Origin of the sequence: Streptomyces sp. NPDC092952 (genome assembly GCF_044754785.1) — a bacterium.
GTDB lineage: Bacteria > Actinomycetota > Actinomycetes > Streptomycetales > Streptomycetaceae > Streptomyces.
Genome location: NZ_JBIVPT010000021.1, coordinates 58,233 through 78,706, shown reverse-complemented (window position 1 = coordinate 78,706; position 20,474 = coordinate 58,233). Strand labels below are relative to the sequence as shown.

At 73.0% G+C, this 20,474-nt stretch carries 18 protein-coding genes; 9 read left to right on the top strand and 9 right to left on the bottom strand.

Annotated features, from left to right (window positions below; genetic code table 11):
- Positions 1 to 214 precede the first annotated feature (214 nt).
- Positions 215 to 1,447 carry a serine/threonine-protein kinase gene (locus tag ACIQGQ_RS32305; protein WP_402402776.1) on the top strand — a complete coding sequence of 411 codons (1,233 nt, stop codon included), beginning with the start codon at positions 215 to 217 and terminating at the stop codon, positions 1,445 to 1,447.
- A 19-nt stretch (positions 1,448 to 1,466) separates the two neighbouring features.
- On the opposite strand, the gene ACIQGQ_RS32300 is transcribed toward ACIQGQ_RS32305, so the two are convergent.
- The 3 genes from ACIQGQ_RS32300 to ACIQGQ_RS32290 form a co-directional block, all read right to left on the bottom strand.
- Positions 1,467 to 1,658 (bottom strand): hypothetical protein, encoded by a 192-nt coding sequence (locus ACIQGQ_RS32300; protein WP_402402668.1) that lies wholly within the window; start codon positions 1,656 to 1,658, stop codon positions 1,467 to 1,469.
- A 5-nt stretch (positions 1,659 to 1,663) separates the two neighbouring features.
- On the bottom strand, positions 1,664 to 1,891 hold the full coding sequence (locus tag ACIQGQ_RS32295) for a hypothetical protein (protein ID WP_402402665.1): 228 nt from the start codon (positions 1,889 to 1,891) through the stop codon (positions 1,664 to 1,666).
- A 385-nt stretch (positions 1,892 to 2,276) separates the two neighbouring features.
- Positions 2,277 to 2,780 (bottom strand): DUF6924 domain-containing protein, encoded by a 504-nt coding sequence (locus ACIQGQ_RS32290; protein WP_402402662.1) that lies wholly within the window; start codon positions 2,778 to 2,780, stop codon positions 2,277 to 2,279.
- 206 nt (positions 2,781 to 2,986) lie between these two features.
- On the opposite strand from ACIQGQ_RS32290, the gene ACIQGQ_RS32285 reads away from it, so the two are divergent.
- From ACIQGQ_RS32285 to ACIQGQ_RS32275, 3 genes are all read left to right on the top strand, one after another.
- Positions 2,987 to 3,496 carry a GNAT family N-acetyltransferase gene (locus ACIQGQ_RS32285; RefSeq protein ID WP_402402659.1) on the top strand — a complete coding sequence of 170 codons (510 nt, stop codon included), beginning with the start codon at positions 2,987 to 2,989 and terminating at the stop codon, positions 3,494 to 3,496.
- A 476-nt stretch (positions 3,497 to 3,972) separates the two neighbouring features.
- Entirely contained in the window at positions 3,973 to 4,518 is a 546-nt protein-coding gene (locus ACIQGQ_RS32280; protein ID WP_402402656.1) for a hypothetical protein, read from the top strand.
- Between the two features lie 238 nt (positions 4,519 to 4,756).
- A complete protein-coding gene (locus ACIQGQ_RS32275; protein WP_402402773.1) occupies positions 4,757 to 8,242 on the top strand; it encodes a M28 family peptidase in 3,486 nt (1,161 codons plus the stop codon).
- A 70-nt stretch (positions 8,243 to 8,312) separates the two neighbouring features.
- Here the strand turns inward: ACIQGQ_RS32275 and ACIQGQ_RS32270 are convergent, their stop codons facing one another.
- Positions 8,313 to 9,758, bottom strand: a complete 1,446-nt coding sequence (locus ACIQGQ_RS32270; protein WP_402402653.1) for a helix-turn-helix domain-containing protein — start codon at positions 9,756 to 9,758, stop codon at positions 8,313 to 8,315.
- Between the two features lie 542 nt (positions 9,759 to 10,300).
- On the opposite strand from ACIQGQ_RS32270, the gene ACIQGQ_RS32265 reads away from it, so the two are divergent.
- Together ACIQGQ_RS32265 and ACIQGQ_RS32260 are read left to right on the top strand one after the other, a co-directional pair.
- The gene (locus ACIQGQ_RS32265) at positions 10,301 to 11,254 is read left to right on the top strand and encodes a DUF3048 domain-containing protein (RefSeq protein ID WP_402402650.1); all 954 of its coding nucleotides are present in this window, start codon (positions 10,301 to 10,303) and stop codon (positions 11,252 to 11,254) included.
- A gap of 399 nt (positions 11,255 to 11,653) precedes the next feature.
- Positions 11,654 to 12,985: a geranylgeranyl reductase family protein gene (locus ACIQGQ_RS32260; RefSeq protein WP_402402647.1), complete on the top strand. Its 1,332-nt coding sequence runs from the start codon at positions 11,654 to 11,656 to the stop codon at positions 12,983 to 12,985.
- A 51-nt stretch (positions 12,986 to 13,036) separates the two neighbouring features.
- Here ACIQGQ_RS32260 and ACIQGQ_RS32255 read toward each other — a convergent pair whose 3' ends face one another.
- The gene (locus tag ACIQGQ_RS32255) at positions 13,037 to 13,825 is read right to left on the bottom strand and encodes a LysR family substrate-binding domain-containing protein (RefSeq protein ID WP_402402644.1); all 789 of its coding nucleotides are present in this window, start codon (positions 13,823 to 13,825) and stop codon (positions 13,037 to 13,039) included.
- A gap of 58 nt (positions 13,826 to 13,883) precedes the next feature.
- On the opposite strand from ACIQGQ_RS32255, the gene ACIQGQ_RS32250 reads away from it, so the two are divergent.
- A complete protein-coding gene (locus ACIQGQ_RS32250; RefSeq protein WP_402402641.1) occupies positions 13,884 to 14,288 on the top strand; it encodes a DUF5997 family protein in 405 nt (134 codons plus the stop codon).
- Positions 14,289 to 14,383: 95 nt separating this feature from the next.
- Here the strand turns inward: ACIQGQ_RS32250 and ACIQGQ_RS32245 are convergent, their stop codons facing one another.
- Positions 14,384 to 14,905, bottom strand: a complete 522-nt coding sequence (locus tag ACIQGQ_RS32245; protein ID WP_402402638.1) for a nucleoside deaminase — start codon at positions 14,903 to 14,905, stop codon at positions 14,384 to 14,386.
- A gap of 68 nt (positions 14,906 to 14,973) precedes the next feature.
- On the opposite strand from ACIQGQ_RS32245, the gene ACIQGQ_RS32240 reads away from it, so the two are divergent.
- Positions 14,974 to 16,242 carry an MFS transporter gene (locus tag ACIQGQ_RS32240; protein ID WP_402402636.1) on the top strand — a complete coding sequence of 423 codons (1,269 nt, stop codon included), beginning with the start codon at positions 14,974 to 14,976 and terminating at the stop codon, positions 16,240 to 16,242.
- A 29-nt stretch (positions 16,243 to 16,271) separates the two neighbouring features.
- Positions 16,272 to 17,459 carry an amidohydrolase gene (locus tag ACIQGQ_RS32235; protein WP_402402633.1) on the top strand — a complete coding sequence of 396 codons (1,188 nt, stop codon included), beginning with the start codon at positions 16,272 to 16,274 and terminating at the stop codon, positions 17,457 to 17,459.
- 237 nt (positions 17,460 to 17,696) lie between these two features.
- Here the strand turns inward: ACIQGQ_RS32235 and ACIQGQ_RS32230 are convergent, their stop codons facing one another.
- The 3 genes from ACIQGQ_RS32230 to ACIQGQ_RS32220 form a co-directional block, all read right to left on the bottom strand.
- A complete protein-coding gene (locus ACIQGQ_RS32230) occupies positions 17,697 to 18,980 on the bottom strand; it encodes an MFS transporter (RefSeq protein WP_402402630.1) in 1,284 nt (427 codons plus the stop codon).
- A 158-nt stretch (positions 18,981 to 19,138) separates the two neighbouring features.
- Positions 19,139 to 19,759: an L-threonylcarbamoyladenylate synthase gene (locus tag ACIQGQ_RS32225; RefSeq protein WP_402402627.1), complete on the bottom strand. Its 621-nt coding sequence runs from the start codon at positions 19,757 to 19,759 to the stop codon at positions 19,139 to 19,141.
- A 62-nt stretch (positions 19,760 to 19,821) separates the two neighbouring features.
- On the bottom strand, positions 19,822 to 20,454 hold the full coding sequence (locus ACIQGQ_RS32220; protein WP_402402624.1) for a TetR/AcrR family transcriptional regulator: 633 nt from the start codon (positions 20,452 to 20,454) through the stop codon (positions 19,822 to 19,824).
- Between the last annotated feature and the right edge of the window lie 20 nt (positions 20,455 to 20,474).

The window sequence follows — 20,474 nt, the reverse complement described above, 5'->3', positions numbered from 1 at the left end:
ATGCCGGGCATGCCGGACGGCGATGCCGCTCGGCGGTCCTCGGAGCTCGGCGGACCGATATCCTGATCTTGCCGCGCGCCCCCCACCCTCGCCCCGGTTGCTATCGGGTCGCCGCCGTGGCATCAGATGCAGAAGCGGCCCACGATCCGAGAATGGTGTACAGGTGCTGGTAGCAGGTCGGTACCGGTTGATATCCCCCATCGGCCGCGGCGGCATGGGCGAGGTGTGGCGCGCCGCCGACGAAGTGCTCGGCAGGGCCGTCGCGGTGAAGCTGCTGCTGGGCGACCACGCGGACGAGTCGGCGACCGCCCGGTTCCGGCTGGAGGCTCAGACCGCGGCCCGGCTGAGCCACCCCCACTTGGTGGCGGTGTTCGACTTCGGTGCCTGGGAGGACCGCTTCTACCTGGTGATGGAGCTCATCGAGGGCCGGAGCCTGGGTGCCGTCCTCGCGGCGGAGGAGCGGCTCGGCGCCGAGTGGGTCGCCCGGATCGCCGGGCAGGCGGCCGCGGGGCTCGCCGCCGCCCACCGCCAGGGCATCGTGCACCGCGACATCAAGCCCGGGAACCTGATGCTGGACGCCGAGGGCGCGGTCAAGATCGGCGACTTCGGGATCGCCCAGTTCGTCGACGACCCGTCCGCGGCGCTGACCACCACGGGGCAGATCGTCGGCACCAGCCTCTATCTCGCCCCGGAGCGGGCTCTTGGACGCACGGCCGGTTCGGCGTCCGACATGTACTCCCTCGGCTGTGTCATCTACCAACTCCTACTGGGAGAGCCGCCGTTCCGCTCGGACACGGCGACCGCGACGCTCTATCAACATGTCGACACCGCACCCGTGCCGCTCCGGCAGCGGGGCGTGGACCTGCCCCCGGCCTTCGACTCCTACCTCCTCGGACTGCTCGCCAAGCAGCCGGAGGACCGGCCCAGCGCCCAGGACGTCGCCGAGTGGTTCCAGAGCGACGCGTGGCGGGGGCAGCCGGAACCGCTGCCGATGTACGCCCCCGCCCCGCATCCGGCCACCGGGCCCGCCCCGGCGATGCCGGGGCTCCCGCACGCACCGGCCGCCGTTCCTCCGTACGGCGCGGCCCCGCCCCCGCCCGGCGCGGCCGAGCAGGGCGCGGGCCAGGCGACGTACCGGCTGCCGCAGTCCGGCGGGCACCGACGCCGCCAGCCGGACCGGTCCGCGCCCACCCGGATCACCAGCACCAGCGCCCGGGAAGCGATCCGGCGGCGCCCCCGGGTGGCGAGCGCCATCGCCGGTACGGTCGCCTTCATCGCGGCCGTGTACCTGGGGATGACCTTGTTCTCCCCGGACTCCGACGACTCCGGCACCCCGGACCCCGCCCCGTCCGCGACGAGTGACACACGGCAGCAGGACGCGTCCACCGCCCCACTGCCGCCCGCGCAGGGGTCGGAGGACGGCGACCAGGGTGATCAGGACGACTAGACGAGCCATTCCGACGTGATCAGTGGTGACAAGCGGTCAAGGACCGCATAACGGGCTGGCCGGTCTTGCGGTTGCGCCAGATCGCGCCGGCCATCGCGAGGACGCGTTGGGCAACACGGACGGCGACACCTTCGAAGGTCCGGCCACCATGCTGTTCCAGGCCGAGTTGGCCTTCGAGGGTGTCATTGACCGACTCGATCAACTGCCGCACCGACTTCAGGAGACTCTCCCCCTGCGCTTCTTCTCCCGATTGAAGGGAGGCCGCAGCAACTCCGTTCCCCGGAAGGCCAGATCGGCCTCGAACCCCTTGGAGGCGAAGCCCTTGGCCGCGATCACCAGCAGGCTCGGCCGGTCCGCGGTCAGGTGCGGTTCGCGGTCCAGCACCGCCGACAGCACCTCCCGCTCGTCCGGCTCCGGGTTCGCCAGTGCCCACAGGATGGGCATCCCGGGTCGGGGCGCACACCAGGAACAGGCGAAGGCCCCGGAAGAGCCGGGAGTGCGAGGCGCAGTACCCGTATCCGGCCCAGCCGGCGCAGGATGGTGGCCAATGTCGAGGACGACGGGGCTCCTGATCAGCCGCCCTGATCCCACGATCTCGTGACGTACCCGGCCGGGTACGGGGCGGCCACCGTGTGATCATTGCCGTGGGCCACAACACAGACCCTGCCCGCCCTCGGATGGTGTTCGACCAGGTCACGGCCCGGATCACGGGCCGCTTCGGTCGAGTTGGACCGAGGGCGAGTGCCCGCGCCCCCCTGCGCATCACTCAACGACATGCCCCAACGAGCGACTCGGTATCTGCCGAGGCAACGGCCGCCCGCCATTCCGGTCAGATGGGCCGCAGCACCTGATCAGGCTCTTCGGAAGCAGCCCCGGCGCACTCCGCGAAGCCCACGTTGCCGAGCGCCAGCTCCACCTGGACGCCGTGCACCGCGGCGGGCACAACTCGAAACTCCCTGGGCTCCGGCGACTCGATGAGCTCCTGGTAGTAGACGGGGTCGAGCTCGCTGTTGTCCTCCCAGACGGTCGACAGAGCCAGCAACGCCCGCGTCGGCGACTGCATCGTTTCGCGGTCAGCAAGGAAGACGACGCTCAGGTCCTCATCCACCGCGGCGGCAAGAACCTCATCGGCCGTCGCCCCTGCCCAAGCGGGCGCATCGACCAGCTGCACGCTCGCGGGAAACTCAGCACCCGGCCCCCACGGCCGACGCAACTCCTCCACCACCGCACTCCACGATTCGTCGTCGCTGAAGTCGGTCCTGATGACGAGAACGTCGAACACGTCGCGTCCGATCGCGGGCAGCACTCGCTCAAGGTTCTCTGGCAGCATCATGCCCAGGACTCTCCCACCCCTCACTGACAACCAGCCCCTGCGAGAGTGATCCCGAAGGAACGTCATGACCGCACTGTTCCAGCTCGCCACCGAACTGCCCGTCGACGTCACACGGCAGTCAGCCGCCGGGGACCGGGGCGCCTACGCGGCCGAGGCCGGCCACCGTCACGATGGCGCCTGAACCCAGAAGCGAGGGAGCAACACACATGCTGCTACGTGATGTCGAGTACGGCGACGTCGACGCCTACGTCCGGATGCGATGCGATCCGGTCATGATGGCCGAACTGGGCGGACCGCTGCCTCGTGAAAGCATGGAGACGAAGGTCCAACGTGATGTTCGACGCGTGGCAGCGGACACCGACTGGACCAAGATGATCGTGCCCGACGAGGCCGAGCCGGACGCGGTCGCGGGAACCGTGACCCTGTGGCCCCACGACGCGGGCGGCGAACGCATCTCCGAGATCGGCTGGATGGTCCTGCCGGAGTACCAAGGACGGGGACTCGGGAAGCAGGGCGTCCGCAGGCTGCTTGAGCTGGCCCGCGACGACGGCCGGTGGGGGCTGATACACGCGTTCCCCGCGACGACCAACACCCCGTCCAACGGCATCTGCCGCGCGCTCGGCTTCCGGTTCCTGGACGAACAAGACGTACCCTTCGCCGGCCGGGTCCTGCGAGCCAACCACTGGGCCATCGACCCCCGCACCGACCTGACCTGATACCGGTCCACGGCCCGCCGGATCCCTGCGCGAAGCTTCGGTGGCCGAAGGGAGGACACCTGTTCCCGGTCGTGGATGCGGCGTGTGGGGGCGCCCCCCTCATGGCCCGCATCGCCGCGACGCCGACTCCATGACCTGGGAAGCCTTTGAGCAACCTCATCGCAAGGCCCGCGACTACGTGGCATTCGGTACGTTCCGCTCGGCCGTCACCCATACGATCACGCTTTGCGGGCCCTGAGTGCGGTGACCGGCTCCGACAACGACGGCACGCACGCCTGAGCGCCACCAGGCTCGGCCCGCCCCGCCTCCGCTGGTACAGGACGTCATGATCCGCCGGACAGGCCTTGGGGCGCATTCCGGGAGGCGGACCTCCGCGCCCCGCCCGGCGTCAAACAACCGTCAGGACCGGACACCTCGACGTCAGCGGTCCGTCAACGGGGGCCGGGGGCGCCGCTGTCCCGCCTAGCGTCGCCGTCATGCGACACCACCTCCCCCGTACCGGGCCGCGTCCGGTACGTTCCGGCACGCTCGCCCATGACCTCGACTGGGCCGCCGACCTGCGGTTCGCGGTGCACTGCTCGGTGGTCCTGCTCGTGCTGCTGCTGGGGGTCGACGGGGCGGCCCGGCACCTCACCTGGCCGCGCGTGCTGTTGTGGACCGGGCTGGCGGCTCTGTTGTGCGCGGTGCTGGTGCCGCCCCGGGTCCGTGCGGGTGCCGGGTGGCTGTCGTGCCGGGGGCTGCTGCGCGAGCGGACCGTGCGCACCGACCGGCTCGTCGCGGTGTGCCGGCCAGACGGTGTCGCCCAGCGGGTGGTGTTCCGGGACGCCGGGGGCTCGCGGGTCGAAGTCGATCCGGAGGTGTTCCTGGCCAATCCGGCGTTGTGGCACCGGGTGGACACGGACGCCCGGGGCAGTGCGGAGCGCGGGACCCTGCAGTGCGGGGCGACGACGCTGCGCCGTCTGTCCGAGCAGGTCGACAGCAGGCACGCGCTACGCGTGTTCACCCTCTCCGGGCTGGAGTGACCGGCTTCGTACGGTCGTTGTGCGATCCCACCAGCACGGCTTGACCAAACTTGCCAACTCCCGCCACCAGCACCGCAGTTCATTGACGCGACCATGACCACGTGTGAGTGTTCGGTCGCTCGATCACGGACACCGGGGCGCGGGCGGTCGGCGACGGCCGGGCATGTGCGCCGTGGTACGCGGCTGCCCGTGGTCGAGGCCCCCACCGATTCAAGGAGCCTCGATGAATCTCAGACCGATGACGGCCGGGACGACCCTGGCCGTCCTCGCCGCAATGCTGGTGGCGACGGGTGCCCCCTCGGCGTCCGCCGAACCGTCCCCGCCGCCCGCCCCGAGCGCGCTCACGGCCGCCGTCACGGCCGCCGACCGGGCAGCCGCCAGTGGTCTCGACACCCTGGCGAAGGGGCCCGAGGAGCGGTACGAGCGGCAGATGGTGACCCCGTGGATCAAGGGTCTGTACTCCGTCGCGTACCAGCGCACCTACCGCGGCCTGCCGGTCGTCGGCGGGGACGCCGTCGTGGTGGCCGACTCGAAGGGCCGGGTGCGCGGCACCCAGTCCGCGGTCTCCCGGCGGATCAACGTGCCGACCACACCGACCGTCTCCGCCAAGGCGGCCGAGAAGACCTCCCGCAAGAAGCTGCGCACCGTGCAGCGGGTGGAGTCCCACCGGCTCGTCGTCCGCGCCACCGGGAAGAACTCCCGGCTCGCCTGGGAGACGGTCCTGGCCGGGCGCACCGCGAAGGCGCCCAGCCGGCTCCATGTCTTCGTCGACGCGGGGACCGGCAAGGTCCTCGACAGCTACGACGACGTCAAGGCGGGCACCGGCAACAGCCAGTGGAACGGCCCGTCCCCGCTGGCCATCGACACCACCTCGTCGGGCGGCAGCTTCTCGCTGCGCGACCCGAACCGGTCCGGCCTGAGCTGCGCCGATTACAGCACCGGCGGAGTCTTCACCAAGTCGACGGACTCCTGGGGCACCGGCAACGCCTCCAGCAAGGAGACCGGCTGCGTCGACGTGATGTGGGCGGCGCAGCACGAGTGGAACATGCTCAAGGACTGGCTGGGCCGCAACGGGCACAACGGCAACGGCGGCAGCTGGCCGGTGAAGGTCGGGCTGAACGACGTCAACGCCTACTGGGACGGTTCCTCGGTCTCCATCGGCCACAACAACGCCAACCAGTGGATCGGCGCGATGGACGTCGTCGGCCACGAGTTCGGCCACGGCATCGACCAGTACACCCCGGGCGGTGCCAACAACGAGTCCGGGCTCGGCGAGGCCACCGGCGACATCATGGGTGCCCTGACCGAGGCGTACACCAATGAGCCGGCCCCGTACGACGACCCCGATTACACCGTCGGCGAGAAGATCAACCTGGTCGGCAACGGGCCGATCCGGATCATGTACAACCCGGGCCAGATCGGTGACCCGAACTGCTACAGCGCCTCGATACCCAACACCGAGGAGCACGCCGCGGCCGGGCCGCTCAACCACTGGTTCTACCTGCTGGCCGAGGGCTCGAACCCCGGCGGGGGCAAGCCGACCAGCCCGACCTGCAACAGTTCCTCCGTCACGGGCATCGGCATCCAGAACGCCGGCAAGGTCTTCTACGGCGGCATGCTGCTGAAGACGAGCGGGATGACGTACAAGCGGTACCGCACGGCCACGCTGACCGCCGCGAAGAACCTCGACCCGAGCTGTGTCTTCTTCGACCGGGCCAAGGCCGCCTGGGACGCCATCAGCGTCCCCGCCCAGACCGGCGACCCGACCTGTACGCCGAGCGGCAACAACGACTTCACACTGTCCCTGGACCCGTCGTCCGGCACGGTGAAGGCGGGCGCCTCGGTGACGTCCACGGTGCGGACCACGGTCAGCTCCGGGAGCGCGCAGACGGTCACCCTGTCGGCGAGCGGTCTGCCGAGCGGGGTCACCGCGACCTTCAGCCCCGCCTCGGTGCAGGCCGGTGCCACCTCGACGATGACCGTGTCGGCGTCCTCCGGCGCCGCGCCCGGCCCGTACACCTTCACGGTGAAGGGTGACGGCACCCAGAGCCACACCGCGCAGTACACCCTGACCGTCAGCGGCGGGGGCGGCAACCCGGGCGGCGGCGCGCCGAACATCGACGTCGCCAACATCCAGGCCCACCTCGCGCAGCTGAACACCATCGCGACCCAGAACGGCGGCCACCGCCGCGCCGGGAGCGCCGGTTACACGGCGTCCGTCGCCTATGTGAAGGGCAAGCTCCAGGCCGCCGGATACACCGTCAGCGAGCAGCCCTGCACCAGCTGCACCTACGGCGGCAACAACCTCATCGCCGACTGGCCGGGCGGCCCGTCCGACCAGACCGTCATGTTCGGCGCCCACCTGGACGGGGTCTCGGCCGGCCCCGGCATCAACGACAACGGCTCCGGTTCGGCGACGCTGCTGGAGAACGCGCTCGTCCTGGCCCAGCAGAACCCGACCATGACCAAGCACGTGCGCTTCGCCTGGTGGACCGGCGAGGAGCAGGGCATGCAGGGATCCGCCTACTACGTCGGTCAGTTGAGCTCCGCGCAGCGCAGCGCCGTCAAGGCGTACTACAACTTCGACATGGTCGCCTCGACCAACGCCGGTTACTTCATCAACAACGTCAACTCGGCCGCCTCGGCCCCGATGAAGGAGTACTGGGACTCGCTGAACCTCGCACCGGAGGAGGACGTCGAGGGCCAGGGCCGGTCCGACGACTACTCCTTCCAGCAGGTCGGCATCGCCACCTCCGGCTACGCGACCGGCGCCAGCGCCACCAAGACGTCGGCGCAGGCCGCCAAGTGGGGCGGGACCGCGGGCCGTTCCTACGACCCCTGCTACCACTCGTCCTGCGACACCACGTCCAACATCAACGCGACCGCCCTCGACCGCAGCGCGGACGGTGTGGCGTACACCCTGTGGAAGACAGCGGTCGGCACCACCGCGCCCGCCGACGACTTCTCCGTCTCGGTCAGCCCGGTCTCGGGCAGTGTCCAGCCGGGCGCCTCGGTGACCGCCACGGTCTCCACCGCCACGACCGCGGGCTCGGCGCAGTCCGTGCAGCTGACGGCCTCCGGCGCGCCGAGCGGGGTCACCGTCTCCTTCTCCCCGGCGTCCGTGCAGTCGGGTTCCTCCTCGACGATGACCGTCGCCGCCGGGGCCCAGCCCGCGGCCGGTACGTACACCCTGACGGTGACCGGCACCGGCAAGGCCACCCACGCCACCACGTACTCGCTGGTCGTGGGCGGTGGCGGCAGCTGCCAGCCGAAGCAGGTCGTCGGCAACGGCGGCTTCGAGAGCGGCACCACCCCGTGGACCCAGACGGACGGTGTGATCAACAACCGGACGTCGGAGAAGCCGGCCCACACGGGCGCGTACCAGGCCTGGCTCGGCGGCTGGGGCTCGACGCACTCCGACACGCTCTCGCAGTCGGTGGCGATCCCCTCGGGCTGCTCGGCGTACAAGCTGTCGTTCTACCTGCGCACCGACACCAGTGAGTCGGCGGGCGACCCGACGGCGTACGACACGCTGACCGTGAAGCTGGGCACCAGGACGCTCGCGACGTACTCCAACGCGGACGCGACGAGCTCCTACGTCCAGAAGACCTTCGACGTCGGCGACCTCGCCGGCCAGACGGTCACCCTCGGGTTCACCAGCAATGAGGACGCCTACCTCCAGACGAGCTTCGTCCTGGACGACGTGGCGCTCGACGCGAGCTGATCCGGGGTCTCTCCGGGCGGTTCACCAGCCGGGGCGGGGCGTGTGCGGACACGTCCCGCCTCCGGCGTTCTCAGCGGACGACGGCGGCCAGCCGTCTGATGAAGTCCTCGGTCTCCGGCCGGTTGTCGTGACCGGCCGCCAGCCGGACGTGCAGGCCGCGCAGTTCCTGGCCGAGCAGGGTCGACGCGTTGACCTCGGTGGTGTCGAGCACCGGCCCGGCGATGTCGATCGCCGCCTGCGGGTCGCGGGCGCAGGCGTGGGCGTCCGCCATCCGGGCGAGGAAGAGCATCCGCGCCGAGTGCATCCCGGGCGGGAGCAGCCCCAGCGCGGAGCGGGCCGCCCCGACCGCGCGCAGCGCCAGCCGGCGCTCCCCCGTCGCCGCGGCGAGGTCCCGCAGCGCCCCGGCGGCACCGGACTCCACGCGCAGCCGGACGGAGGCGACGGAGAGCCAGGGCGCCTCCGTCTCGTCCTGCTCGCCCACCCGGTCCAGCTGTGACCAGGCGCGGTCGATGTGGGCGAGGGTCTGGCGCGCGTCGCCCCGGACGGCGTGGCCGCGCGCCAGGTACAGATCGCTCATCGCACCCGCCCAGTACCGGCCCGCGGCGGCCTGCCGGATCGCTCCCCCGTAGGCGACGGCGGACGGGCCGTCGCCCTCCAGCCGGGCCAGGGTGCTCATGTCGCCGAGCGCGGCCACCTCCGTCCCGACGTGCCCGGCCAGTCCGGCCCAGCCCAGGGAGCGGTCGAGCCAGGCCATCGCGGTGGCGTTGCGGCCCCACAGCAGCCGCAGACAGCCCGCCGACTGCGCGTACTCCGCTGCCAGGGGCGCGAGTTGACGCTGGTAGGGCGCCGCGGGCAGGGCCATCCAGCGGAGCATCGCGTGCAGGGTGCGCTCGACCACGGCGGTCGCCCCGGGCCAGGCCCGTTCCTCGTCGGCGCGCAGGCAGGCGGCGAGCAGCGCCGTAAGGGCGTGCACCGTGTCGAGGTCCAGCGGCGGGGCGTCGACGGTGGCCGGGCCGAGCGCGCAGAAGGCGGCGTGCAGGGCGACGACGTCGGCGAGGACCGGGACGGTGCAGCCGCCCCGGCCGTGCACCGGGCACATCAGGCCGTAGCTGGGCAGGCGGGTGGGCAGGACGGTGTCCGGCGGCAGCATGGCGAGCAGGCCGGCGCCCGCGGGCTCGCCGGGCAGCGGGCCCCGGCGGGCGGGCCCGGGCGGCGGGAGCGCGGCCGGAGCCTCCTCGCCCGTGCCGCCCGTCCCGGCCGCCTCCGCCTCCTCGCAGGCGGCGAGGAGCGCCCCGTCCGCCGACATCAGCCCGTCCAGCCGACGGGCCAGCGGCAGCGGGGTGCGGCGGGTGCCGTGCTCCAGCTTGCTGATGGCCGTGTGGTCGTATCCGACGCGGGCCCCCACCTGCACCTGGGTGAGTCCGGCGCGTCTGCGCCACTGGCGCAGCCGGGTGCCGAAGACCCGCCACGCCTCGGCGGTACGGGCGTCCGGCGCGGGGCCGACGCCCTCGGTCACCCGGCGCTCCGCGGAGCCTCGCCGGACCCTCCACCCTTGCCGTGCTCATGACTCATGGCCGGGAGGATAGCGAGCGCGTGGCCGCGCTGTCCTCCGTGCGCCGGGAAGATGGCGTCTTCCCTTTCCCTCCCGTTCGGCGGCAGTCCGGCCGACCGGACACTCCGTCATATTCCCTCCTTCATATGACCGGTGGGGCGATTCGGCCGATCACGGCCGGTGGCCAGGCCCATCGGCGTGCGGCCGCATGAACGGTCCGCCCGCCGGGCATATGACGGATTACCGTCAGGAGGTGATGGCAGTGGGCCGCATCAGGATCGTCCGACGACCACAGACCCCGCACCGACCGCCGCCGCCGCTCGATCTGCGCACCCCGTCCGGCCGTCCCCTGCCCTACTGAGCCCGGCGCCCGCGCGGCGCGCCGCGTCACGGCCGGTGGAGCGCCCGGGGACCCGCTCCGCGTGATGATGAGGGCGGCGAGCCGTCGTGGCGCGCGGTGTCCGGCCCGGGGCGCCCGGCCGGCCGGCTCGGAAGGGACGGCCCTCATGCACGCAACCCGGCCGAGGAGACCGGTCGCCGCGGTGCCGGTCGCGCTGGCGCTGCTCCTTGCCGCCCTGGCCGGCTGCCAGGGCGGCAAGGGTGCCTCGTCCAGCGGCACGGCCTCGCCCACGTCCACCGGCGGGCGCGGCCATGTCCTCGCCGTGAAGGTCGACAACGTCGCCGCCGCGCGCCCGCAGTCCGGGCTGGACGAGGCGGACCTGGTCTACGTGGAGCAGGTTGAGGCCGGTCTCAGCCGCATCATGGCGGTCTACTCCTCCCGGCTCCCCTCCACGGTGGGCCCGGTGCGCAGCGCCCGGGAGACCGATCTGGAGCTGCTCCGCCAGTTCGACCGGCCGACGCTCGCCTTCTCCGGCGCGCAGTCGAAGCTCCTCCCGGTCATCGCCGCGGCCCCGCTGAACCGGCTGACCCCCGACAAGGACCCGGCCGCGTTCTACCGGGCCCAGGGCCGGGCGGCTCCGCACGACCTCTACCTGCGGCCGGGGAAGGCCCCGCGGGTCACCACGGGAGTGAACGCGGCCGAGGACCTCGGGCTGCGGTTCGCCGCCGCCGTGCCCGGTGGCCGGTCCGTGACCGGCCGCACGGTCCGCTATCCGGAGGCGAGTCTCGCCTTCACCTGGTCCGCCGGGGAGCGCCGTTGGCTGGTGTCCATGGACGGCACCCCGGCCCGTACGGCCGACGGGGCCCGGTTGCGCGCGGCCGATGTGGTGGTGCAGTACGTGACGGTGCGCCCGTCCGCGTACCGGGACAAGTGGGGCAGCACCTCCCCGTACACCGAGACCGTGGGGTCCGGCTCCGCGCTGGTGCTGCGGGACGGCAAGGAGTACGAGGCGCGCTGGTCGCGCCCCTCGGCCGGGGACACCACGGACTTCACCACCCCGGACGGCGAGCGGATGACCTTCGCGGCGGGGCAGGTCTGGTTCGTCCTCGCGCCGAAGTGACCGGGCACCGGTTCCGGTGGGTGGCGGGGACCGTGGTCGGACAGCGCCTGCGAGCGCCGGACGCGCCCTGTTCCGGGCACCGTACGACCGCACCGTCCCCGCTGGCCGGCCCCGGTACCCCGGACCACGACGGCTCCCGCCGTCCGGGCTCCCAACAGGCGGGGACCGCCGCCGTGGTGCGGTGGTTCCGCGCCCCGCGGTACGGACCCCGTCCGCGGTGCTGGTGCGCCTCGCGGTGACGGAAACGCGGACCGTCGCCGCTCCGGCCACTTCGCGTCCCGGCTCGCGCACCGGAGGGTGGAGGTTTCCCGGATCACCCACGGACCGGCCGTCCATGATCGATGATGTGCGGACGACTGCCGTCCCCGGTACGGCACCGGCTCCAGGAAGGGATTCCCGATGCGGGACACGACGCCAGAGCGGTCCACGTCACACGCGCGGTCCGAGCACGGCCCGGCCGAGGAGGCCCAGGTGATCGTGGTGGGGGCGGGGCCCGCGGGTTCGTCCGCCGCCTTCCATCTCGCCAGAGCCGGTGTCGACGTCCTGCTGCTGGAGAAGTCCCGTTTCCCCCGGGAGAAGGTGTGCGGGGACGGTCTGACCCCGCGCGCGGTGCACCAGCTCATCAGGATGGGCGTCGACATCAAGGCGCCGGGCTGGATGCGCTCACGCGGCATGCGCTGGATCGCCGGGAAGCACCAGGTGCACATCGACTGGCCCGCGCTGGGCCAGTACCCGGACTTCGGCCTCTCCCGCAGCAGGCACGACTTCGACGACATCCTGGCCCGGCACGCGGCCGGTGCCGGGGCCCGGCTGCGCACCGGCGTGAAGGTGACCGAGCCGCTGACCGACCGGGTCGGCCGGATCACGGGCGTCGCCGCCGTCACCGAGGAGAAGGAGCCGCTGGCCTTCCGCGCACCGGTCGTGATCGCCGCCGACGGCGCCTCGGCCCGGCTCGCCCTCGCCATGGGCGTCCAGCGCGACCCGGCCCGGCAGATCGCGACGGCCGCCCGCCGCTACTACCACAGCCCCGAGCGTTCGGCGGAGGAGTATCTGGAGCTCTGGGCCGACCTCACGTTCCCGAACAGCGACCGCTTCCTGCCCGGGTACGGCTGGATCTTCCCGATGGGCGACGGGCGCGTCAACGTCGGCCTCGGCGCGCTGCCGCACCGGCGGCACGGCAAGGCGGACCTGCGTGCCGTGCTGGACAGCTGGCTGGCCCGTACGCCGGAGTCCTGGGGACTGCGCGAGGAGAACGCGCAGGGGCCGGTCCGCAGCGCGGCCCTGCCGCTGGGCTTCAACCGCCACCCGCTCTACGCCCGCGGGCTGCTGCTCGTCGGCGACTCGGGCGGCATGGTCTCCCCCTGGAACGGGGAGGGCATCGCCCAGGCCATGGAGGCGGGCGAGGTCGCCGCGGAGTCCGTCACACTGGCCCTCGCGCTGCCCCGGGGCGCCCGCCGCGAGCGGGTGCTCGGCGGCTACCCGGTCGAGATGAACCGCCGCTGGGGACGCTACTACCGCCTCGGCAACACGGCCGCCGACCTCGTCTTCAGCCGCTCCGGCTTCCAGCCGGTCCTCAACCGGTACGTGATGGGTTCGCCGTTCCTGCTCAACACCATGGCCCGGCTGCTGACCAACCTCACGGACAAGCCCTCGCACGACCTGATCGACCATCTCCTCAACGGCGCCGTGCGGCTCGTACCGGAGCCGAAGGTGCGGCTCCGGCGGCGCTGAGGCCGTGCCCGGCGGACGGGGGCCGGGCGCACCTCGGGGCGGGCCCGCCGGTCAGGACCGGCGGCGCGGCCTGCCCCGCTTGGCGGCCTTGGCCTGCTTGGCCCCGCCGGTGCCGGTCCGCGGCTTCCGGGCGCCGGACGAGCCGCCGCCCTGCTTCCCGGCCGCCCGGCCGGCGGCGGGCTTGCGCCGCGCACCGTCCTGCTTCTTCTCCGGTTCCACGCGGGAGCGCGGCCGGCCCCGGGTGGAGTTGACGGTCCGCCCCCGGACGATGCCGATGAACTCCTCCACCAGGTCGGTGGTCTCCTCCTCCGGCCAGGACAGCACCACGCTCGACTCGGGGGCGTCCAGCACCGGCCGGTAGGTGAGGTCCTTGCGGTGGTGGAGGCGGGCGAGCGACTGCGGGACGACGAGCACCCCGATCCCCGCCGCCACCAGCTCGACGGCGTCCGCCGTGGTGGCCGGGCGCTCGATCGCGGGCCGCCCCGGAAGCCGCTCCCAGCCGAGGGTGTCGTCGAGCGGGTGCAGCACGATCTCGTCGGCCAGGTCGGCCGCAGCGATCTCCTCGGCCGAGGCGACGGCGTGGTCCTTCGGGACGATCACCACGGTCGTCTCGGTGTAGAGCGGAATGGCGCTCAGGACCGTCCGGTCGACCGGCAGCCGTACCAGCCCCGCGTCGGCGGCACGCTCCCGCAGCGCGTCGGACGCCTCGGCGGCCTCCACGGCCACGAGGGTCAGCGGGACGTCCGGCAGCCGCTCGTTCCAGATGCGCACCCACTTGCCGGGGGTCACCCCGGGAACGTACGCGAGCCGGAACGACGGGGTTTCTTCCGAGCTTGTCACTCCGCCAGGTTACCGGCCCTGGTCAGGGCCGGTGCACATGCTCGATACCCTGGTACGCATGACGTCGCACAAGACCGCCCAGACGATGAAGCCCGCGACCGCGGCGAAGAAGCTGGGTGTGTACCTAGAGGCCACCCCCGCCGAGTTCCAGGAGGGTGTCGTCTCGCGCACCGAGTTCAACGCGCTCCAGGCCGATCCGCCCGAGTGGCTGCGCGAGCTGCGACGCAACGGCCCGCACCCCCGGCCGGTCGTCGCCGCCAAGCTCGGCGTCTCCATCTCGGGCCTCGCCCGCGGCGGGGTCACCGAGGCGCTCACCACCGAGCAGATCGACGCGCTCAAGCAGGAGGACCCGGAGTGGCTCCGCCAGGAGCGCACCACCCAGGCCGAGGTCCGCAAGGAGGCCGTGCGCATCAAGAAGAAGCACGCGGCCCGAGCGGCCCGGGCCGAGGACGCCCAGTCCTGATCCCTTCCGTTTCCGTCGCCGCCCCCAGGAGCTTTTCGGCTTCCGGGGGCGGCGACGGCGTTTCGGCGGGCCGTACGGGGATGCTCCGGCGGCCCTCAGGCCACGCCCAGCATCCGGGCGTGCAGGGCCCGGACCTCCTCGGCGAGCACCGGGTCGGGGCCCGAGACCGGTACGCCGGGGGCGACGACGTGCACCGGCAGCGCCGCGACCGGTCCCGCGTCGAAGCCCCAGCCCTGCCGCCAGGCGACCAGCTGCCCGCAGCCCGACGCGTACACGATGCGGCCCAGGCCGACCCAGGCGTGGGCCGCGCTGCACATCGGGCAGTGCTCGCCCGAGGTGTAGACGACGCTCGTCCGCCGCTCCTCGGGCGAGAGGTTCTCGGCGGCCCAGCGGGCGATCTCGAACTCCGGGTGCCGGGTGGCGTCGCCGTCCTTGACCCGGTTGCGGTCCTCGAACCGGACCGTGCCGTGCCCGTCCACGAGCAGCGAGCCGAACGGCTCGTCACCGGCGTCGAGCGCCTCGCGGGCGAGCTCGACGCAGCGGCGGAGGAAGGTCCGGTCCGTCTCCGTGACCGGCTCCACGACGCCTTCCGCACCCGTCCCGTTCTCCGTGCTCATAGCCACTCTCCGTACTTGTTCTTCCAGGCTCACAGTCCTGCGATATTCGGTATACCATTCATGATTCCATGGCCGTTCACGCCGCGGCCCCCCACCTCACCGCATGCCGGTCCGGCGACGGCGACATGGAGGCCCGGCCAGTGAACAACGCCCCGACGAACAGCATCGCGCACACACCGGTGTCGGTGTGGAAGGCGCCGGGCATGCCCGCCCTGCTGCTCCTGACGGCCGCCGGGTTCTCGGGTTTCGCGGTACTGCTGCCCACCGCGCCGCTCTGGGCGGTGCGCGGCGGCGCGGACACCGCCGGGGCCGGTTCGGTCAACGCGGTCCTGATGCTGTGCACCGTGTGCGCGCAGACCCTGGTCCCGGCCACGATCCGGCGTCTGGGCTGGCGGGCCACCCTGGTCGCCGGGGCGGTCCTGCTCGGCGCCCCCTCGCTCGCGCACCCGTCGGCCACCGGGCTGGGCGCGGTGCTGGCCCTGGCCGCGGTACGGGGGCTCGGCTTCGGGGTGCTCACGGTCTGCGGCGCCACCGCCGTCGCCGAACTCGTCGGGCCGGAGCGGCGCGGGAAGGCGGTCGGGGCGTACGGACTGGCCATCGCGGGACCGCAGTTCATCCTGGTCTCGACCGCCCCGTGGGCCGCGGAGAACATCGGGTTCACGGCCGTGTTCGCGGTCGGGGCGCTGCCTCTGCTGGGGGTGGTGCCCGCGCTGCGGCTGACCCGCCGGCTGGACGGGCGCCCGGCCGGGACCGACCGCCCGCAGGACCGGGCCGCCGTCGCGCGCACCACGTACCTGCCGCTGTTGCGCCCGATGCTGCTCCTGCTCGGGGCCACGACGGCCGGGGGCGCCCTGATCACCTTCGCCCCGCAGATGAGCGACGACCCCGCCGCGACGCTGGCCGCGCTGTTGCTGCTGACCGGGACGGCGGCCGTCGCGCGCTGGCGGTTCGGGGCGGCTGCCGACCGGTACGGCACCCGGCCGTTCCTCTGGCCACTGGTGGCCGCCACCGCCGTCGGGCTCGCGCTGACCGCCTGGGCGGTGGCCACACCGGGAGAGACCCGGGTGGTGCCGCTGCTGACCGGGACGGCCCTGGTCGGCGTCTGCTACGGCGGACTCCAGAACCTGACCCTGGTGGACTCCTTCGCCGCCGTCGACCCCCGGTCCAGCGGGGTGGCGAGCGCGGTGTGGAACATCGGCTTCGACGGCGGGACGGGGCTGGGCGCCCTCCTCGTCGGGTTCCTCGCGACGGGCACCTCCTTCTCCGTCGCCCTTCTGGTCACCGCCGCGCTCTCGCTCGCCACCCTTCCGCTCGCGCTGACCCGCCGGAACGGCTGACGCACCACCCTTTGGCATACCATCCGGTCATGGCTGATGTGATTCTGACGAACGTCCGTCCCTGGGGCGGGGCGCCCGCGGACATCGTGGTGTCCGGCGGCGAGATCCGCTCCGTACTGCCCGCCGGCACGGCCCCCGAGGACGGCGACCACCTCGACGGAGGCGGCCTCCTGGCCCTGCCCGGCTTCATCAACGCGCACGCCCATGTCGACAAGAGCTGGTGGGGGCAGCCCTGGGTGTCCTACGGCGGCGAGGCCACGACCCAGGGGCGCATCTCCCACGAACGCGCCGAACGCGACGCACTCGGTATCCCAAGCACGGACTCGACCACGGCCGTCCTACGCGAGTTCCTCCGGCACGGCACGACGGCGGTGCGCAGCCATGTGGACGTGGACCTCGGCGTCGGGCTGCGCGGGATCGAGGTGGTCCGCGAGGCGGTGGCCGCGCTCGACGGCGCGGTCGAGGTGGAGATCGTGGCCTTCCCGCAGGACGGTGTGGTGCGCCGCCCCGGCGTACTGGATCTCCTGGACCGGGCCGCGGCGGCGGGGGCGACCTCGATCGGCGGGCTCGACCCGGCCTCGATCGACCGCGACCCGGTGGCACAGCTCGACGGCCTGTTCTCCATCGCCGAGCGGCGCGGGGTGGGGCTCGACATCCATCTGCACGACCGGGGCGAGCTCGGCGCCTTCCAGTTCGAGCTCATCATCGACCGCACCCTGCGCACCGGGCTGCGCGGCAGGGTGACGGTCTCGCACGGCTTCGCCCTGGGCGAGCTCCCGGCCGACCGGCAGCTGCGCCTGGTCGAGGCCTGCGCGGAGGCCGGCGTCTCCTGGGCGACCGTGGCCCCGGTCCGCACCGCGCCGCTGCCCTGGCGGGGGATGCGGGAGCACGGTGTCCCGATCGGCCTCGGCACCGACGGGATCCGGGACCTGTGGTCGCCGTACGGTGACGGCGACATCCTCCGCGTCGCGCTCGGCTTCGCCCGGCTGCACGGCCTGCGCACGGATGAGGAGCTGGCCCACGCGGTGGAGCTGGCCACCACCCGCGCGGCGGGCTTCGTCCACCGCGCGGCCCACGACCTCGTGGCGGGGGCGCGGGCGGACATCGTGCTGCTGGACGCCGAGAACGTCCAGGACGCGCTGGTCCGCGCACCGCGCCGCCAACTGGTGCTCGCCGGCGGCCGCGTGGTGGTCCGGGACGGCGAACTGCGGGTCTGACCCTCTCGGGTCACCGCCGGTCCCGCACTCCACGACCGGGGGAGCGCGGGACCGGCGGCCCTCCCCGCCCCACCCGCGCCCCGTAGCCCGTCGGCGTGACCCTCCGCACTTCCCTCAAGACCTCCCTCAAGCGCCCCGGGACCGCGCCCGTAGCCGCCGATGCGCCGCAGGGTCTCTCCGCGGACCGTCTCGCCGGCCCCGTCGACCGGGTCGTCGCCCTGTCGGGCCGACGACGCCTCAGGAGGCGTCCACCCCGCTGTACCGGACCAGTTGCGGGACCCTGGCCGCGAGGGTCAGCAGCACGACGACCAGCAGGAGTCCGCTGAGGAACGCGGTGGCCTGGACCCCGACCAGCTCGGCGGCCGCCCCGAGTCCCAGTGAGGCGACCGGCATGACGCCGATGGCGAGCTCCTGGAGGCCGAGGGCCCGGCCGCGCACCTCGGGCGCGGTCGTCATCAGCAGCAGGGTGGTCTGGAGCACCCCGAACGAGGCGCTCATCAGGCCGATGCAGGCCATCAGGGCGAACGAGAGCGGCACGCTCCGGGACAGCGCGAACAGGGACCACAGGGCGCCCCAGGCCGCCGTGCCGAGCACGAACAGGCCGCCCTTGAAGGTGAAGTCGCCGAGCATCGCGATGACCAGCGAGCCCACCAGACCGCCCAGGCCGCTGCAGGTCAGGAGCCAGCCCAGCCCGGCGGCGTCCAGCCCCAGGGCGTCCTTCGCGAAGACCGGCATGAACCCCTGGTAGACGGGCCACAGCAGAACGTTGGCCGCCAGGGTGACGAACAGGACGGCGGCGGTGAGCCGACTGGTCAGGACGGTGCGGAACCCGCTGACGAGCATCCCGAGCACCGGCTCCGGACGGCCCTGCTCGGCCCGGCCGGCGCCGCGCAGCGGCCAGAGCGCCAGCAGGGAGACCGCGTACCAGGTCGTGGAGATCCACAGGGCGGCGGGCGCGCCGAAGGCGCTGATCATCGCCCCGCCGATCGCCGGGCCGACGACCTGCGTCATGTTCATCGCCAGCGCGTTCAGGGCGTTGGCGTTGCTGAGGTTCTCCCGTCCGACGAGATCGAGGACGAGCGAGCCGCGCGCGGGCTGGGACGGGGACTGGGCCAGGCCGATCGCCAGTCCCCCGGCGACCAGCGCCCCGTACGACACCTGGCCCGCGGACGCCATGGCCGCCACGACGACGACGGCGCACAGCGCCCACAGGCAGGCGATCATGAGCAGCCGGACCCGGTCGTACCGGTCGGAGAGCACTCCGGCGAAGGGGCCGAGGAGCATGGGGGCGAGCCGTACGGCGGTGAACACGGCGAGCAGGAACTCGGAGTCGGTGGTGTCGAAGACCAGCCAGCCCAGCACCATGGTCTGGGTCCAGGCCCCGCCGTAGAAGAACAGGTTCGAGACCCACAGCAGCCGGAATCCCGGGCTGCCGCGGAGCGAGGCGACCGCCTGCCCGGCCCGCGCCGCCCGCGGTCTCCCCGCTTTCGGTGGTGCCTCCACCGGTTCCTCGCGCGACAACGGGCCCCTCCTCGTCCGACGACACGAAAATGGTATACCGAATGTGTCGGACGATGGTCACGCACCTTCCGGGCGAGGGTTTGCCCCGATGTGCTCCTCGCGGCCGGCCGTGCGGGCGGTCAGCGCCTCCCGGGGCGGCGGCGCCCCGGGCCGCGCCGCTACTCGAAGCGGGTGACGTCGCCCGCGCCCCGGCGGACGATCTCCGGCCCGCCGCCGGAGAAGTCGACGACCGTGGTGGGCTCGGTGCCGCAGTCGCCGGAGTCGACCACGGCGTCCACCACGTGGTCGAGCCGCTCCTTGATCTCCCAGCCCTGGGTCATCGGCTCGTCCTCGTCGGGCAGGAGCAGCGTGCTGGAGAGCAGCGGCTCGCCGAGTTCGGCGAGGAGGGCCTGGGCCACGACGTGGTCGGGGATCCGCACGCCGACGGTCTTCTTCTTCGGGTGCAGCAGCTGGCGCGGCACCTCCTTGGTCGCGGGGAGGATGAAGGTGTAACTGCCCGGGGTCGCCGCCTTGATGGCCCGGAACACGTCGTTGTCGATCTGCACGAACTGGCCGAGCTGCGCGAAGTTCTGGCAGACGAGCGTGAAGTGGTGGCGGTCGTCGAGCTGCCGGATCGACCGGATGCGGCCGATGCCGTCCCGGCTGCCGATCCGGCACCCGAGGGCGTAGCAGGAATCCGTCGGGTACGCGACGAGCGCGCCGGAGCGGATGCTGTCGGCCACGGTGCTGATGGTGCGCCGCTGGGGGTTCTCGGGGTGCACATCGAAGTATTTCGCCATTCGCGGAGTCTAAGGGCTGTCCCGCGGCCCCCGGGGGGACCGGCGTCCGCGCCCGGGCCGCGTCAGACCCGGGCGCGGAGGGTGGCGGGGGCGAGGCCGAGGAGGCGTTCGGCCGTCGCGATGGCCATGTCCTCCAGCACCGGGTGGTCCAGCTGCGCGTCGTCGTTCGCGTACACGCCGAGGCCGTCGACGGTGACCAGGATGTGCAGGGCCGCGCCGAGCGCGTCGTCGGTGGTGAAGAGCCCGGCGCTCCGGCCGTCCTCGATGAGCCCGGCGAGGGCGTCGCGGGTCGCGGACTCCTCGGCGCGCACCGCCTCGCGCAGGCCGGGGCGGAACCTGCTGGCGTGCCGGGCGTTGAGCCAGAGCCGGCTGAGGTCGCGGTAGGCGCCGTCGGCGAGGCGGACGAGGAAGCGCGCGAGCCGTACGTCGGCTGGCAGTCCGCGCTCGGCGAGCGGCAGCAGCCCCTCGCGCTCCTCCGTCGCCGCGTGCGAGAACGCCTCGCTCACCAGCCGGTCCGCGGCCGGGAAGTAGTGGCCGATGAGTCCGGGGCGGACGCCCAGGTCGTCCGCGACGCGGCGGAGCGTCACGCGCTCCAGCCCCTCCTCCAGGGCGATGGCCGCCGCGGTCCGCAGGATCTCCGCGCGGCGCTCGCCGGGCTGTTTGCGAACTCTTGCCGGCCGGGGTCTTGACGTCATGGGGGACACGCTATTGGATG